We start from the raw sequence: 15,261 nt of genomic DNA, 5'->3' as shown, positions 1-15,261 counted from the left end.
CTGCCCGTGGCGCTGCCCTAACCAGGCTGCCCTCCACGTTACTTTGTTTGCGTCACTTCCTAATCTGTGCCGGTGGAAGTTCCGTGACGTCTTTTGTCTTATCCTGACCTTTTTCTTGGCTGAATGCAACTGCACTCACATGGACGTGCACCGCCTTCACCTCTAGCCCCGTCATACTCTCAATTGCCTGCTTGATATTCTCTTGCACAGACATGCAGACATCTGGAATATTGACACCAAAATCTAAAACAACCGACACGTCGACTGTGCAAGCGCGGTCTTCTTCTGCGAACTCGACTTTAACACCCTTCGAGAGGTTCTTGCGACCAAGCAACTGTTCAGTGAGCCCACCGGCGAAACTGCCGCTCATGCCCACGACACCTGGCACCTCACTAGCCGCAAGTCCAGCGATCACTTGCAGCACTTCGTCAGCGATCTGAATTTTACCCATAGAAGTAGCCTGAAACTCCATGTCCTGCACTCTGCATCCGCCTCCCTGACTGGCAATTTCAAGGCCTTCGTCAGATGGTATGTTCCTCAAGGAATCGCGTTGTCACATCTCCGGCCCGAAATGCTTCATTATCCATCAGCTTGAGATGAAACGGAATCGTGGTCTTGATCCCCTCGATACGAAATTCACTTAGAGCTCGGCGCATCCGTGCAATTGCCAACTCACGCGTCGGTGCCCAGACAATTAACTTGGCAACCATCGAATCATAGTAGGGTGGTACCGTATAGCCGGTGTAGACAGCACTGTCTACACGCACGCCGATGCCGCCTGGTGGCAGGTACTCAATCACCGGTCCGGGCGTAGGCATGAAGTTGCGCTCCGGGTCTTCAGCGTTGATCCGACATTCGATAGCGTGTCCTGTCAAGTGGATATCCTCCTGTCGCACAGACAGGGGCTCTCCTGCAGCCGCAAGAATCTGCTCTCGAACAAGGTCGACGGATGTGACCCACTCCGTCACAGGGTGTTCGACCTGGATACGCGTGTTCATTTCCATGAAGTAAAAAGACCCATCTAGGGAATAAATGAACTCTATCGTGCCTGCGCCGACATAGTCGACGGCCTTGGCGGCAGCTACAGCTGCTTGCCCCATCGCTTCCCGAGTCTCTTCAGATAAGACAGGGCACGGCGACTCTTCCACCAGTTTCTGCAGTCGTCGCTGAACCGAACAGTCGCGTTCGCCGAGGTGAATGACGTTCCCGTGGCGGTCTGCAAGCACCTGTATTTCGACATGGCGCATGCGTTCAATGTACTTCTCTAAGTAAACACCACCGTTCCCAAACGCCGACTCTGCCTCTCGTTGGGCGGTCGCAACGGCCTGTTTCAAGCTCTCTTCATCGTGCACAATACGAATGCCTTTCCCGCCACCGCCAGCAGTTGCCTTAATGATGACCGGGTATCCAATCTCATGGGCGACCCGCACAGCCTCATCCGCATCTGTGAGCAAACCGTCGCTGCCGGGAACCGTTGGAACTCCAGCTGTCTTCATCGTTTCTTTCGCGACAGACTTGTCTCCCATCGTTTCAATCGCGTATGCGCTCGGACCAATAAACGTGATCCCGCAGGCTTCGCACACTTCTGCGAAGTCGCTGTTTTCCGCCAAGAACCCATAACCAGGGTGAATGCCATCTACTCCGGTCAGAGTCGCCACCGACATCAAGCTCGGAATGTGCAGGTAGCTGTTTTTGCTCGGAGTCGGACCGATACAATAAGCTTCGTCGGCCAGCTGTACGTGCAGTGCGTCGCGGTCAGCCTCAGAGTAGACGGCAACCGTCTCAATCCCCAGTTCATGACATGCGCGAATCACACGGACCGCAATTTCGCCGCGGTTCGCGATTAACACCCGTTTGAACATGGCGAAATCTCCTTGTCTACAAAAGTAGTTACGCTGTCCTCTACAGACTCAGGACAAACGAACTTTGACAAGTGGCTGTCCATACTCAACCAGCTGTCCATTCTCGGCAAGCACTTCCATGACTTCTCCAGAAACTTCGGCTTCAATCTCATTCATTAACTTCATGGCTTCTACAATACAAAGGACCGACTTTGTGGACACTTTCGTCCCAACCTCTACGTACGGTGGTGCATCAGGCGAGGGCGATCGATAGAAAGTGCCAACCATCGGCGACGTCACAATGTGCACGTTTTCATCCGCTTCTGCCACCGGTTGTGCAAGGGGGGACGCGCTCGCTGAATGTACTTGCACGTTTTCCGACACCGATGCAATCGGCTGAGTTGCTGGTGTTGGCATACTCGTCACGGGCGCCGTTCCAACAGCCGTGGAGATTTCTTGTTTTTTGATGAGCAGTTTCGTATTGTCTGATTCAACCTGTAACTCTGTAATACTGGTCTCGTCCAGCAGACGAATCAACTCTCGAATTTCTCCAATCTTGAACAAGTCCGTCACTCCTCAAAACCCATCTCGTCACTCGTCCTAGTATAGCATAGGGGGAAATCGGGTTGCATCTACCGGTCCGGATCATGAAGGACACCTGCGGCCGCACAGGTGCGGTGCACGGTGTCCAGAAAGTACTTCTGATGCGTTTACGCGTGCTCGTGGACGACAATCTGATTCATTGGGACATTCATTTGCTGACTGACGATATTCATCACTTTCACTGCGTTAGTCGGTGTCAGTTTCTTCGTCTGTACGTAGACTTGCGTGAGGCCCTGCGGGTTCTCGTTGGGGACAATCACGCAGTTTTTGTAGCCCTCGCCTAGAATTGCCTGACGTGCTTGCATCATCGCGCCATCGAGGTTCATGTACTGCCGCAGCTGCTGCTGTGCCTGGTTAATCTGAGCCGTCGATGAACTGCTGCTACCGATGATCTGTTCTGCGACGCCCTCTTTCTTGGCGATGTTTTGTTCGACTTGCGTCTGGTAGTTTGTAAACCAGTCCGTGCCGCTCGTCGGCGTGGTTGCACCGGACGTCGAGCCCGACTGAGACCCGCTTGTCCCGGTCTTTGTGCCACCGGCACTGCTCGCGGCATTGCCTGTTGTGGTGTTCGATGCCTGCGGGCTCACCGTTGAAGTTGTCACGGAAGGTCCGCCGCTCGTCTTCGTGGTTGCCGTCTGGGCTCCGCTGTTCATCGTATAGTATCCTATCAACATCAATGACAGGACCATCATCGTGGACAGCCACACCGTTTGCCGTTTGACCACTTCACATACCTCCTAGGTACTCTACGAATTTTGTTTTTGAGGCTCTATGCTAATTTTATATGCAGGCACGTCCAACACATTCGTGATCGCGTCAATGATTTCTGCTTTTGCTGTGTAGAAGTCCCTCGCATTCACCGTCACCAGTACGCCGCGCACTGCCGGAGCGAGACGCTGAATCACAACCGGCGCTGTACTTCCGTTGGCGAGACGAACAGTCGTTGGCTGCTGGTTGACCGTTGAAGAGGATGATTGTGTAGTCTTCTGAATGTCTTGCGCCAGTTGTAAACTCTCCGTCGAGTCTAGCGTCACCATCACATGCACGCTGTTCACACCGGCAACTTGGTCAAGAATCGAGGTCAACTGACTGTCGTATATGTTCTCAAACGCGAGAGCAGGGTCAACCGAACTCGCGTTCGTTGACAGTGCAGTCGATGTGGTGTTCCCACTTCCAGACTTCCCCGCTGTTCCAGCTGAAGCCAGTGTGGAAACGCTCGACCCAGTCCGGTTCCACATCGTTCCGAACAAGAGCAGTACCACACCGAGTACACCGAGCACTAACAGCCATCGGTTTTGTAAAATCGGTTTCCAGTCCACAGAATCCTCTCCTCATCCCGTGGTGACAGTGACCTGTCTGGCAGGGACATCGAGTTCGTGTGCCAGGTGGTCACGGATGTTGCTGACAGTCCTTGCCGACGCGGCGCCGAGCACCACGTGTACAGACAGCTGGGAACCGGACAGACCGACGCCGTGGGCGTCAATACTGGACACAGTCACCGGATACAGCGCTACAATCTCAGCCCGCAGTCGAGTCGCGAGCAGGCTGTCGGCTGCCTGATTCGTCTGTTGCTGAAACTCTTGTGTCAGTGTCGTGGTGGTTCCTGTACTTGATCCGCTCGCGCTTGACGTGGCGTTGTTCGGCAAGAGCTCGTCAGCAGCCGTTGCCGCGGCCTGACCTGACCAGTTGCGCGAGAGCAGCGGTACGATCGGTTGCAACATGGCTGCCACGATGGCCAGCCCCATCACCATACGGACGTATTTTTCCATCGACCGCGTCGGCAGCAAGAGGTCTGCAAAAGCGGCCAACAAAACAATGATGACCAGTTGCTTGAGCCACTCTCCGAGCGCTGTCATCCCATCACCACCGCCAAGTTGGCCGACGCGAGCAGGATGCAGATGAAGATAAAGAACATCATGGCGACCACAACGACGCTCCCGAACACGTAGAGAAGGCTCTTTCCCAGCGCGCCGAGACAATCCACGATGGGTCCGGCTCCAAGCGGTTGCATCAGAGCTGCACTGCCTGAGTACACAAGTGAAACTGCCAGCACCTTGATTGCAGGGAACAACGCAATCGACGCAACAATGATAAGACCTGCAATGCCAACCGCGTTTTTGACGAGCAGGGACGCGCTGGCAATGGTTTCAGCCGCGTCAGAGACGGCTTTGCCGACAATCGGGACAAACGTGCTCACGCTAAACTTCACGGTCCGCAAAGCCACGCCGTCTGCAATGCCACGCCCTGCACCTTGGACCGCCGTGATCCCCAAAAACACGCTCATTGACAGTCCTAGTACCGCTGCCCCGCCGCTTCGCAGGAGTCCCGCCAGTCGCGTCAACTTGTACCGGGGCGACAGAGCACTGACGATGTCGAGCACCGCTGAGAAAAAAATGAGCGGAAAGACGACGATGAAGACAACGTTGCTCACCACCTCGACAGCTACCACGACGAGCGGATGAAAGAACGCGGCGGACGCAATTGCCCCAGACGCGGCGAGGAGGCCTGTTAGTACAGGCACACTCGCGAGCATGAAGTCATTCATCGCCTGAATCGCGTGTTTGGCGTAGCCAATGGCTTCTGTAAACGAACCCACTGTGAGCACGAGCAGCACCATAAAGATCATCGCGTAGGCTGCCTGACTCACCGTCTGCTGTTCAAAAGCCGTCTGCATGGACTCCAGCACTGCGGCAAACACGGACAGCATGATGACACCACCGAGCAGTGCCGCGTTGTCGATGAGTGCATCAAACAGATACTTGAGCAAACCGTGGACAATACCGTGCAGGTTCACGCCGCCGCTGTCGACGATGTCTCGAACCAAGCTAGTGCCGCCCGCGTCCGGAAGATACCCTCCATACTGTTGCTGTAGGGAGTCCCAGAACTTATTAATTGCACCGATCGGCAAAGAGTCGAGTTGCTGATTGGCATCTTGTTGTACGGTCGCGGCAGGCGTTGCTCCTGCGGAGGTTTGCGCAGAGGCCACACTTGTCCCGAGCGTGAAACCGAAGCACACAACAACGAGACACAATAGCCAGGCGGAAATTACGGATCGCCAAGTCTTCCCAGTGCGCACCCCGTTCCCCCCTCGGTACGCAGCGTCCCTGCGGTTCACGGAAGCAGGTGCACTAACGCCTGAATAACGTCCGTCACAATGGGGATTGCCAACACGACAATACCCACTTTTCCGGCGAGCTCGATTTTGCTCGCCAATGCACCCTCGCCGGCGTCGCGCGCAAGCTGTGCAGCGAATTCGACAATGTACGCAATGCCAATAATGCGCAGCACGGTGGACAGGAAATTGCGGTCCAGTTTCGCTGCCTCAGCCAACTGCGTGAGCGTCTGAATTACGGTGTCCATACTGTTCAAGACCATCAACAACAGCGCGATACCGGCGACAAAAGCGACCATCATGGCAAACTGAGGTGCTCTTGTGCGCAATAGGGCAGCAAGTGTAGTTGCGGAGAGCCCGACACCTACCATCTGCAAAATGTGCAAAGTTCCCACCTACTGGTTTAGGAAGACCCTCGAGATTTCGCCGTAAAGTTGGTCCACGTAACCAATGACGATGACAAACACGGCGACAAAACCTACGAAGGTCGTCCAGTTCGCAAATTCCTCTTTTCCACTCTGTTTGAGGATGGTGTGCAGAATGGCAACTAGAAAGCCAATCCCAGCGATCTGAAAGACCGCTCGCACTTCGGGTATCATTTTGCTCCCTCCCAACTGCCGTCCTGTTGCCCCCACTTCGCGCTACGTTGTCGTCGCTCAATAAAGCAAAATAACAATCAGCAGACCGGACAACACGCCAAGGTACTGCCACATGCGCTCGTTCTTCTGCTGTAGTTCGCGTGCCATGGCCTCCAGGCTGTTCAGACGGGCGAGCGCCACGTCGAGTTGTTGGCTTTGATGGACGCTGTCCGAAGTCCCGAGGGTCGCACCGAGTTCGCGCATCACGTCGAAGTCCTCACTGCGCAGTGCTGAACGTGGAGTGCACGCGTCGATCCCGATGCGAAAGGCATCAGCGACAGTTACATCCACATTCGCAAGCGCCTCCCCTGCTAACCGGTACAATTCAGCGACCGTCCGGTCTGCACGCATAGCGACATGTCTTAGCGCCTCTGGCAATGGCATGACACTGTACTCCACTTCGGCTTGCAGCAGGCGCACAGACTGCGCAAGCGCCCGAAGATGTGCAGGACGCCGGCGGTACGAACCGGCTATGCGCCAGCCGATGCCACTCGTGGCGGCGAGTACCATCGCGGCGCCAAGAGCACGAATCATGGCGACTCCGCTCCCTCCACATTGACACGCACATCATCATGCGACCTTCGTCCCGCGAATGGCGCCCTCCAACCCGCAATCGGTCGGCCACTCTCGTCTAGTACGTCTTCTACTGTCCCGGGTCCACGGCGTCGACTCAGAAGTACGTACCTTGAGAAAGCTTTCGCTTCGAACAACTCCCCCATATGCGGCCGCCTTTTCCAGTCGGCCAGTGTTCGCGCATGTGCACTCGCAATCACAGACACGCCTGCGTGTGCCGCCTCGAGAATGGCATCGGCGTCGGTCGACCGCCCGATTTCGTCAGTCACTACCACTTCCGGGGAGAGACTACGGATCGCCATGAGCAGCCCTTCCGCCTTTGGACAAGCGTCGAGAATGTCTGTGCGTGGACCGAGGTGAAATTGAGGTACACCAGACAGACAGCCCGCAAGTTCTGACCGCTCATCCACGACGCACACCTTTCGACCGACACCTCCGTTGACCGCCCCCTCACTCCATTGCCTAGCCAAGTCCCGCAACATCGTCGTCTTTCCGCACTGAGGTGGCGAAATGAAGAGCACACTGTAAGGTGCTCCGAGCGGATCGGCGATCACACTGCGAAGTGAATCCGCAGCGCCAATCTTCTCCTTGGCAACCCGGATGTTCACCGACGTGATTGACCGGATCGAGCGAATCGTTCCTGAGTTGCTGAGAACGGCTCGTCCGGCAATACCTACGCGATGTCCCCCAGGCATGGTCACAAATCCGCGGCGAAGTTCCTCCTCAACCGCGTACAAGGACGACTGTGTCACCGCCTGGACGACGCGTTCCATGTCCTCCGCAGTCGTTCGATAGGCGTCCGCGGTGCGCAGCGTCAGGCCGCTTTGTGCGTGAAGGAACTGGTCGAACCCAACACCACACAACTCCACAGGTTGGCCGAGGCGAAACCGGATCTCCTCAATGTGTAAGAGAGCTTGCGCATCGAGCGACAGCACAAGGCGTTGAACGTGACTAGGGCATACCCGCAGCGCGTTTTGCCACAGTCGAGAGACGGATTCCTGGGATGCATCAGACGCTGCCACAACCGTTGTCCACCCCCTTGGTAGTCCATATATATGGGCGGGTGCACAAGCATATTCGTGTGTTGACCTGAGAACATGCCGCTCCTTTGCCTGCACGCTACGGCCAGATTGAGCATCCAATAGGGAGAAGGAAAATTGCCGTGCGAACTTCAGGGGAGTTGCTGCAAAGGGGGTCCAAGTGTGGAACTCGCTGTGATGATGCGGTGGATCGTGGTCTTTCTTGTCATCTTTGTGTTACTGATGGCACTTGTGTTCAGTTTTATGCGTGGCAAACAAGCTAAGTCGACGTGATCAGCTAGAGCGCGCCTGCCCGTCGTTCGGGCTGCGGCACTGTGTGTAATGGGTGCCGTAATGGCGCCTCGCCACGCTTACTATTAGTCGCGACCTAAAGCGCCGCTGTTAACCACGGGCGCCAAAGAGGATACAGCCCACGCCAAACAAAATCAGCGCAATGCGCTGCCAAGCAATGCCCTCACCGGCAATGCCGATAATGCCGAGAAAGGTCACGCTAAGGAGTACAATTGGCCCGACGAGTGCAAGTCCTGCGTTTACCTGCAGCGCCTTTTCGGCAGTTCCAAAGTAGAGCATGAGCATGGCGCCAATGAACTCAATCGCGCTTGAAACCACGCGAATTCCAGCCATTCCATAGACAACTTTGTCCTGTACGTTCAGCACGTTCCTCGCCTCTTTACCAGCGGAGTTTGCCTACGCATGCAAGCTGTGGTTTGCCTTGTCCACACATTCTTGGTATATGCACGCATTTGCGGGGACAGAACTTCCGCAAGAGCCCTCAGAAGCACAAACAGACCGTGTTGCCACGGTCTGTGCAAGACGAAGCTAAGCGGTCTGAGATGGTAAATCAGGCGCGCGAGATGTAGTTTCCGCTGCGTGTGTCAATGAGCAGTCGGTCGCCCTCGTTGATGAAGAGAGGAACTTGCAGTGTATAACCCGTCTCCATCGTCGCTGGTTTGCTGCCGCCTGTCGCTGTGTCACCTTTGATGCCTGGTTCAGTACTGACAACTTCGAGTTCAACAGTGTTCGGCAGATCCACCCCGATTGACGCGCCGTCGTGCATGACAATGTAGCAATTCATGTTTTCCTTAAGGAAGTTCAATTCGTACTCCAACTGTGCCTTTGAAATCTGAATCTGTTCAAACGTCTCGGTATCCATGAACGTGTACATATCGCTTTCAGCATACAGGTACTGCATCTCCCGAGTCTCAATGCGAGCACGAGGTACCTTTTCGCCGGCACGGAATGTCTGCTCACGAACCGCGCCCGTCTTTACGTTTTTTAGCTTCGTGCGCACGAACGCAGCGCCTTTTCCTGGCTTCACGTGCATAAACTCAATCACACGAAAAATTTGGCTATCGACCTCAATCGTAGTGCCTGTGCGGAAGTCATTGCTGGAAATCATAAGTATTTAATCCTCCTATAGACAAATCAATTGTTTTGGTGCGTGGGTCAGAATTTCCACGTTACCATCTGGTGTGAACCATACATCGTCCTCAATGCGAACGCCGCCAAATTGCGGCAAATAAGCTCCGGGTTCGATAGTCACAACCATGCCCTCGGTAAGAATATCATCACTGACCTTAGATAAACGAGGTGCCTCGTGAACTTCTAGTCCGAGGCCATGACCGAGACTGTGTCCAAACGCTTCGCCTAGGCCGTGGTCTGACAAGTACGAGCGTGCAACGGCGTCTGCTTCTCGGCCAGTCATTCCGACTCGTAACGCGTGCAAGGCACGAACCTGACTCTCCAGCACGTGGTCATACAGACTGCGCTGTTCCGTAGTCGGTTCACCTATGCATACTGTGCGCGTGATATCCGAACAATAGCCATCCACTACGGCACCAAAGTCAAGTGTCACTAACTCGCCCGACGCGAGTAGTTTGTCGCTCGCAACTCCGTGCGGCCAAGCCCCGCGCCAACCTGAGGCGACAATCGTATCAAACGCAATGTGACTGGCACCTTGGCGACGCATGAAGGTTTCTAGTTCGAACGCGACCTCAATCTCAGTTACCCCAGGTCGGATTACGCTGAGAATGTGTTCGAATCCAGCATCCGCAATTTGCGCCGCCTTGCGGATTGTATCCACTTCGGTTATGTCTTTGCGTGTCCGGAGTTGCTCTACGAGTCCACCTGCTGACACAATCCGCAGGTTGGTCACAGTCTTCTCTAAGTTCAAGAACTGCCTGGCGTCTCGGTGGGACAAAGCGTGGTCTTCCAGACCGACGCGACCTAAATGCTCCTGCTCGATGACGTCGCGGAGTGTATCGGCAACCGTATCCCCTTGACGAATGACTTCAAGGCCTTTGCACTGCACCTGTACTTGCTCAAGATAACGAAAATCCACAATCATCCAAGCCCGATTTGGAGTGACGAGCACACTACCCGCACTGCCTGTGAACCCGCTCAAATAGCGACGGTTTTCCGGACTTGACACGAGCATTGCGTCCAGCCCTTGATCAGACAGCAACGCCTGCAGGTTCTTGATTCGCTGTTCTGTCACTGACCAGCATCCTCCCGCATAAACCGATTGGCAAACCACTGTGCCGCAACCTCATACCCATCTGCACCGAGACCGACGACTTGTCCGGTCACGACTGGAGAGAGCACCAACTGGTGACGAAATGCCTCACGCTGGTGGACATTGGAGATATGTACTTCGACGCAGGGCTTCCCCAAATCGGCAAGACAATCTCGCAATGCATAACTGTAGTGTCCAAACGCGCCAGGATTAATGATAATCCCAGTGGACGCTGGACCTTCGGTCTGAAGGAAATCGATGAGGGCGCCTTCGTGATTCGACTGAAAAGACTTCAGTGTTCCTCCTGCGGCACTGACAGTTGTTCGCACTGTCGCCTCAATCGTCTCAAGATTGGTGGACCCATAGACGTTTGGGTCGCGCTGACCCAATCGATTGAGATTCGGGCCATTGACCAGAAGCAACACCCGGTGGGCAGGCGCCATAGTCATTCGTCCCCTCTCCGGTAGAAGCCAAAAATCTTTGTTATTGTATCACACTGGTTGATATACTGAAACTGCGACGAAGGCGTAGTTTACTGAGTGGGGGGAGCAGTTTGCTGTCTCTGTGGCTCGTTCGACACGGCGAGACGGATTGGAATCACGAAGGGCGCATTCAAGGTTGGTCAGATATTCCGTTGAACGCAAATGGAAAAGACCAGTCAGTACGCCTGGCCAGTTGGCTACAAGGCGTTCCCTTCAGGGGTTTTTACGCAAGCGATTTGCTCCGAGCGAGAGAGACGGCAGATGTCCTTAGTCACGCCATCGGAAAGCCGTACCGAACCGATGCCAGACTCCGCGAACGTGGGTTTGGTGGTGCGGAGGGGCTGACGCGAGAGGAAATTCGCGCTTGTTACCCACACGGTGTACCCGACGAGGAATCAAGCGAAAGCTTATCGGGCCGTGCACAGGCATTCCTGGAAAGTGTACGTGCTTATCAAAGTGGACGATTTCTCGCCGTGAGCCACGGAGGATACATTAGAAATTTGCTGGTGTCGCTTGGACACCAGGATGTCCCGCCCTTGGCCAACACGTCCGTGACGCGTCTGACGTGGAGCGGAACAGCCTGGCGCGCGGCGTCTATTTCTTGGGCTGGTCACTTAACCTCTGAGGAGAAATTTAATACCCTGCCCCAGTATAGGGAACCAACAGGATAAACAGAACAAAAATGATCAGGAACACGACTGCCCATCTGGTGTACCCGCCAAAGCTTCCGTACATGTCGCGAATCCTCCTCTCTGTTTCCACACACTGTACGTTCCCTTGCACTCACACGACAAAGACATCTGCCCGACTGCCGTTGCAAGATTTCCGTGACATCTGCACACACTGTAATCAGTGTCGAATGTGCGGTGAGGAGGCGGTCGTATCCAGCGCCAACAACAACTTCAGAACAACATTACACCGCACCCTCCCGTGGTCTGGAAACCGGATGACGTAAGAACTGCATATGAACAGTTTCTCACGTCAGTAAGTGCGGGCAACGAGCAAGCAGAGTCGACCTGGTCACTTTTTACACTTGCCGCCACAGCTTGCCACGCGCAACTTACAGGCGATATAAACGAACTCGTAGCCTTGGAACACGTCCAGGGCTTTACACCCCTTCCGCACCAAATTGAGACAGCTGCGAGAGTTATCCGTGACTTGCGCGGTCGTGCCATTCTCGCCGACGAAGTGGGACTTGGTAAAACAATTGAAGCGGGACTCGTGATGAAGGAATATCAACTGCGGGGTCTCGCTCGGAAGATGTTGGTCCTGACGCCTGCCTCTCTCGTCTTGCAGTGGACTCGAGAACTCAATGAAAAATTTCGCCTGGGTGCCTTCGCTCAGCGAAACGAGTGGTCGTGGACACAGTACGATGTGCTGGTCGCTTCACTCGATACAGCCAAACGCGACCCTCATCGGTCAGCACTTCTCTCGAACGAATGGGACCTCGTCGTGGTCGACGAGGCACACAAATTGAAAAACAGTCGAACTCGCAACTGGCAGGTTGTAAACCAGATTCCAAACAAGTACATGTTGCTGTTGACAGCGACGCCGATGCAGAACGAACTGCGTGAACTCCATACACTCATTACGCTTCTTAAGCCAGGCGCACTCGGCAACCCTCAGGATTTTGTCGCAGCACATGTGGAGTCGCGTCGTACACCGAAAGACCCGGCTGCACTTAAGTCACAACTCAAGACCATCATGATTCGCAACCGGCGCATGGACGGCGGTACGAACCTGCCTCCGCGCCAAGTCTCCGTCGTGCCACTCGATTTAACTTCAGAAGAGCTTGCGCTGTACGACGGTGTACAAACCTTTTTACGTGAGGAGTATACGCACCGCAAAGAAGCGCGTATTTCGATGCTCCCGCTGATTACGTTGCAGCGAGAGATTTGCAGTTCTCCCTACGCCGCAATGATGACGCTGGAGAAGATGCAAAAGCGAGCCAAGCAACCGGGTGCGTCCGGTGCGATCGACCAGCTTTTGCGACTGGCTGAAAAAATTCAAACGTACACGAAAGTCGACAAAGTCATCCATATGCTCGAAGGCATCGACGACAAATGCGTGGTCTTCACAGAGTACCGAGCCACTCAGGATTTTTTGCTGTACATGCTGAAGAAAAACGGAGTCAGCGCAGTACCCTTTCGTGGCGGATTTGGACGGGGAAAGAAGGACTGGATGAAAGAGTTGTTCTCCAAGCACATTCAAGTACTGGTCGCCACGGAGTCTGGCGGTGAAGGCATTAACCTGCAGTTCTGCCATAACATGATTAACTTCGATTTGCCTTGGAACCCAATGCGATTGGAGCAGCGGATTGGGCGGATTCACCGTCTGGGTCAGAAGCATAACGTGCACGTGTGGAATCTGTCCACCAATAACACAATCGAGTCACACATTGTACAGTTGCTTCAGGAGAAGATCCGGATGTTTGAACTTGTGATTGGCGACCTCGATTACATTGTTAACGGCGAGGTTGCCGGAACAAAGTTTGAACAAGGAATTCTCGATGCTGCAATGACCAGTTTGTCAGACGATGACCTCTATCAGAGACTGAGCACCATTGGCGATTCCGTGCTGAAGACGCCCCCTCTGCGCAGTGATTCGGAGGTGTGGACATGACGAAGACGGTCTTGCGTACACCTGCGGAACGCATCAAATTTTGTGATGGTTTCTTCAAGGCGACTGGCGCGACATGCGTGTATGACACAGAGGGGTATCGTGAGTATTCTCTGCCGAGAGATGTCGATAAAGAGTTGACAGACCGCCCGTACTATTGGCTGTGGGTTGAACAGACTAGTCAGAATGTCCCTCCCACTGTTCTGCGCATGGCATTCACTGACGAGGCCTTGACGCGAGAGAACGAACGACTTCGTGAACAGGCGCTCCGCCAGCGAGAGGGACAGGCGTTCTCTGAGATTGAACAGATGTTTTTTCGCCCGCCAACCGCAGAACTCGTTACACTCGGTAGCTTTCGCCTCGACCGAATTATGTCTGCAGCCGAATCACGAGGCCGCTTCTGTGCTGTGTCGTTACCTGCAGGGCGAACAGGTCGCATCGTGCCGTGGTTGTTGCAAAACGTCGTTGTGTCGTATCGGAGTGACATCGTGGAACAAGTGTGGCATTCAGTAGGCGTCTGTTTGGAAAACGGACAGGTTGTTGAGTCTTTTTTTGACACTGTGCGCCACTTGCCACTTCAGCCCACAGACCCGACCGGCCTACTGTCGTTGGCAAAGCTCAATTTATCCGAAGCTTGGAATCGTATCACGGGGCTATTGCAACGATTGGTGTCCAACCACCCCGATGAATGGGCAAAGTCCGCATGGGAACGACTTGCAAAGGAAGAACGGCAATTGCACACGTACTACATGAGTATCTTGCCGGACATCCCACCTGATGAGCAAGCTGCTGTTGAAGCTGAGATGAAGGCGAAAATTTGTCAGGTCAGGGACAGAGTTGCGCCTAAAGTCGAGATCGACATGAAACAAACGGCCCTTGTTGGCCTCGTGACACATTAGTTACAACAGCGACTCTAGGTTCCGTTGCCGTGCGTCTGGGCCATCCATCTTCCCTAGCTTGGACATCTGCATGATGCGACTGCGTAGCGGTGCTACTGTGTCGAGTAAATCGCCGCCATTCTTTCGGTAGATGTCGGGGGGAGCGTAATTGCTGGTAAACCACGTCGGCAGTTTGGCGTGAAAGCGGTGGTTCACAATCCTGAACAACTTCTCCATCGTAAACTCGTTGGCGCGTTCCTGAGCAAATTCGTCGATCAATAGCACGGGTGCCGTCGCGTAGATATCGAGATAGGGTTCAAGGTCTCTCCCCTCTGCAAGTTCGTGACGCATACGGTCAAACAGCGAGTCCGATCGCACAAACAGGCTGGGTACACCGCGTTCCTGAAGGCGATTGACGACAGCAAGCACCAAATGAGTTTTGCCCACGCCCGGAGGCCCAAACACGTATACACCCTGCATGGCGGCTCCGGGTTGGAAGCGTTCCGCGAAATCTTCAACGTACTGCACTAGCTTTGGATACTTGCGCCTTTGCTCCACTGGAAAGTTTTCAAAACGAAAGGATTCGTCTTCGCGAAGTGCGCCTGAAAATTCGGCAAAGCGCCTAACCTTCTGTTGTAGCTGAGCATCTTTGAACGGAGTACACCGCTTGACCATTGTCGTCAGTTGAGTCCCGTAGCGGTCTAACGACTGCACAAAACCCTGCATGTCGCCTTCCTTGCCACAGCTGCTAAAACCGCGACAAGCTTGACAGATATCGCGTTGCCGTACGTACTCAAGAAGTAGGGCTTGCTGACTCCGAATGGTTGCGTCAGAGACACCCCACTCATCGAGTTGCGGAATCTGGATGCGGAAATCGGTTGGTTTATATTCAAGTGGGTGATTCCGCCACGAACTGGGAATCACTTCACGAATGTGTTGCACAGAGGGTCGTCTCCTCTC

Annotated in this window: 19 protein-coding genes; 3 read left to right on the top strand and 16 right to left on the bottom strand. The window is 54.3% G+C overall.

Going from position 1 to position 15,261, the window contains the following annotated elements; translation table 11 throughout:
- Positions 1-52: 52 nt before the first annotated feature.
- The 15 genes from JC200_RS22640 to aroQ form a co-directional block, all read right to left on the bottom strand.
- Positions 53-472: an Asp23/Gls24 family envelope stress response protein gene (locus JC200_RS22640; RefSeq protein WP_274436635.1), complete on the bottom strand. Its 420-nt coding sequence runs from the start codon at positions 470-472 to the stop codon at positions 53-55.
- A 49-nt stretch (positions 473-521) separates the two neighbouring features.
- Positions 522-1,862 carry an acetyl-CoA carboxylase biotin carboxylase subunit gene (accC, locus tag JC200_RS22635; RefSeq protein WP_274433993.1) on the bottom strand — a complete coding sequence of 447 codons (1,341 nt, stop codon included), beginning with the start codon at positions 1,860-1,862 and terminating at the stop codon, positions 522-524.
- 48 nt (positions 1,863-1,910) lie between these two features.
- Positions 1,911-2,405, bottom strand: a complete 495-nt coding sequence (gene accB, locus JC200_RS22630; protein WP_274433992.1) for an acetyl-CoA carboxylase biotin carboxyl carrier protein — start codon at positions 2,403-2,405, stop codon at positions 1,911-1,913.
- 146 nt (positions 2,406-2,551) lie between these two features.
- The gene (locus JC200_RS22625; protein WP_274433991.1) at positions 2,552-3,169 is read right to left on the bottom strand and encodes a SpoIIIAH-like family protein; all 618 of its coding nucleotides are present in this window, start codon (positions 3,167-3,169) and stop codon (positions 2,552-2,554) included.
- 21 nt (positions 3,170-3,190) lie between these two features.
- A complete protein-coding gene (locus tag JC200_RS22620; RefSeq protein ID WP_274433989.1) occupies positions 3,191-3,763 on the bottom strand; it encodes a hypothetical protein in 573 nt (190 codons plus the stop codon).
- Positions 3,764-3,775: 12 nt separating this feature from the next.
- Entirely contained in the window at positions 3,776-4,300 is a 525-nt protein-coding gene (spoIIIAF, locus tag JC200_RS22615; RefSeq protein ID WP_274433988.1) for a stage III sporulation protein AF, read from the bottom strand.
- Positions 4,297-5,520: a stage III sporulation protein AE gene (spoIIIAE, locus tag JC200_RS22610; protein ID WP_274433986.1), complete on the bottom strand. Its 1,224-nt coding sequence runs from the start codon at positions 5,518-5,520 to the stop codon at positions 4,297-4,299. The genes spoIIIAF and spoIIIAE overlap by 4 nt, the downstream gene beginning before the upstream one ends.
- Before the next feature lie 35 nt (positions 5,521-5,555).
- Positions 5,556-5,951: a stage III sporulation protein AD gene (spoIIIAD, locus tag JC200_RS22605; RefSeq protein ID WP_338000188.1), complete on the bottom strand. Its 396-nt coding sequence runs from the start codon at positions 5,949-5,951 to the stop codon at positions 5,556-5,558.
- Positions 5,952-6,155, bottom strand: a complete 204-nt coding sequence (gene spoIIIAC / locus JC200_RS22600) for a stage III sporulation protein AC (protein ID WP_274433983.1) — start codon at positions 6,153-6,155, stop codon at positions 5,952-5,954.
- A gap of 57 nt (positions 6,156-6,212) precedes the next feature.
- On the bottom strand, positions 6,213-6,728 hold the full coding sequence (locus JC200_RS22595; protein ID WP_274433981.1) for a hypothetical protein: 516 nt from the start codon (positions 6,726-6,728) through the stop codon (positions 6,213-6,215).
- The gene (gene spoIIIAA, locus JC200_RS22590) at positions 6,725-7,789 is read right to left on the bottom strand and encodes a stage III sporulation protein AA (RefSeq protein ID WP_274433980.1); all 1,065 of its coding nucleotides are present in this window, start codon (positions 7,787-7,789) and stop codon (positions 6,725-6,727) included. Before spoIIIAA ends, JC200_RS22595 begins: the two co-directional genes overlap by 4 nt.
- A gap of 399 nt (positions 7,790-8,188) precedes the next feature.
- A complete protein-coding gene (locus JC200_RS22585; RefSeq protein ID WP_274433979.1) occupies positions 8,189-8,464 on the bottom strand; it encodes a DUF2619 domain-containing protein in 276 nt (91 codons plus the stop codon).
- Positions 8,465-8,648: 184 nt separating this feature from the next.
- Positions 8,649-9,206: an elongation factor P gene (efp, locus tag JC200_RS22580; RefSeq protein WP_274433978.1), complete on the bottom strand. Its 558-nt coding sequence runs from the start codon at positions 9,204-9,206 to the stop codon at positions 8,649-8,651.
- A gap of 15 nt (positions 9,207-9,221) precedes the next feature.
- Positions 9,222-10,304 (bottom strand): M24 family metallopeptidase, encoded by a 1,083-nt coding sequence (locus JC200_RS22575; RefSeq protein WP_274433977.1) that lies wholly within the window; start codon positions 10,302-10,304, stop codon positions 9,222-9,224.
- On the bottom strand, positions 10,301-10,771 hold the full coding sequence (aroQ, locus tag JC200_RS22570) for a type II 3-dehydroquinate dehydratase (protein WP_274433976.1): 471 nt from the start codon (positions 10,769-10,771) through the stop codon (positions 10,301-10,303). Before aroQ ends, JC200_RS22575 begins: the two co-directional genes overlap by 4 nt.
- A gap of 104 nt (positions 10,772-10,875) precedes the next feature.
- Here aroQ and JC200_RS22565 point away from each other — a divergent pair, with 104 nt between their 5' ends.
- The 3 genes from JC200_RS22565 to JC200_RS22555 all read left to right on the top strand — a co-directional run bounded on the left by JC200_RS22565 (position 10,876) and on the right by JC200_RS22555 (position 14,322).
- On the top strand, positions 10,876-11,475 hold the full coding sequence (locus tag JC200_RS22565) for a histidine phosphatase family protein (RefSeq protein WP_274433975.1): 600 nt from the start codon (positions 10,876-10,878) through the stop codon (positions 11,473-11,475).
- A 418-nt stretch (positions 11,476-11,893) separates the two neighbouring features.
- Positions 11,894-13,426 (top strand): DEAD/DEAH box helicase, encoded by a 1,533-nt coding sequence (locus JC200_RS22560; protein WP_274433974.1) that lies wholly within the window; start codon positions 11,894-11,896, stop codon positions 13,424-13,426.
- Positions 13,423-14,322 (top strand): YqhG family protein, encoded by a 900-nt coding sequence (locus JC200_RS22555; RefSeq protein WP_274433973.1) that lies wholly within the window; start codon positions 13,423-13,425, stop codon positions 14,320-14,322. The genes JC200_RS22560 and JC200_RS22555 overlap by 4 nt, the downstream gene beginning before the upstream one ends.
- Here the strand turns inward: JC200_RS22555 and zapE are convergent, their stop codons facing one another.
- Complete coding sequence (gene zapE, locus JC200_RS22550; protein WP_274433972.1) at positions 14,323-15,243, bottom strand: AFG1/ZapE family ATPase; 921 nt, start codon at positions 15,241-15,243, stop codon at positions 14,323-14,325. It lies immediately after the preceding gene.
- Positions 15,244-15,261: the final 18 nt, after the last annotated feature.

Source organism: Alicyclobacillus sp. ALC3, assembly GCF_028751195.1.
Classification (GTDB): domain Bacteria; phylum Bacillota; class Bacilli; order Alicyclobacillales; family Alicyclobacillaceae; genus Alicyclobacillus_L.
The sequence above is the reverse complement of the archived record's forward strand: the minus strand, read 5'-3'. Positions and strand labels throughout refer to the sequence as shown.

Coding starts and splice junctions, on each gene's coding strand:
- efp (WP_274433978.1), bottom strand. CDS start 9,206: ATGATTTCCAGCAATGACTTCCGCACAGGCACTACGATTGAGGTCGAT.
- accC (WP_274433993.1), bottom strand. CDS start 1,862: ATGTTCAAACGGGTGTTAATCGCGAACCGCGGCGAAATTGCGGTCCGT.
- aroQ (WP_274433976.1), bottom strand. CDS start 10,771: ATGACTATGGCGCCTGCCCACCGGGTGTTGCTTCTGGTCAATGGCCCG.
- JC200_RS22595 (WP_274433981.1), bottom strand. CDS start 6,728: ATGATTCGTGCTCTTGGCGCCGCGATGGTACTCGCCGCCACGAGTGGC.
- spoIIIAF (WP_274433988.1), bottom strand. CDS start 4,300: ATGACAGCGCTCGGAGAGTGGCTCAAGCAACTGGTCATCATTGTTTTG.
- JC200_RS22640 (WP_274436635.1), bottom strand. CDS start 472: ATGGAGTTTCAGGCTACTTCTATGGGTAAAATTCAGATCGCTGACGAA.
- JC200_RS22555 (WP_274433973.1), top strand. CDS start 13,423: ATGACGAAGACGGTCTTGCGTACACCTGCGGAACGCATCAAATTTTGT.
- spoIIIAC (WP_274433983.1), bottom strand. CDS start 6,155: ATGATACCCGAAGTGCGAGCGGTCTTTCAGATCGCTGGGATTGGCTTT.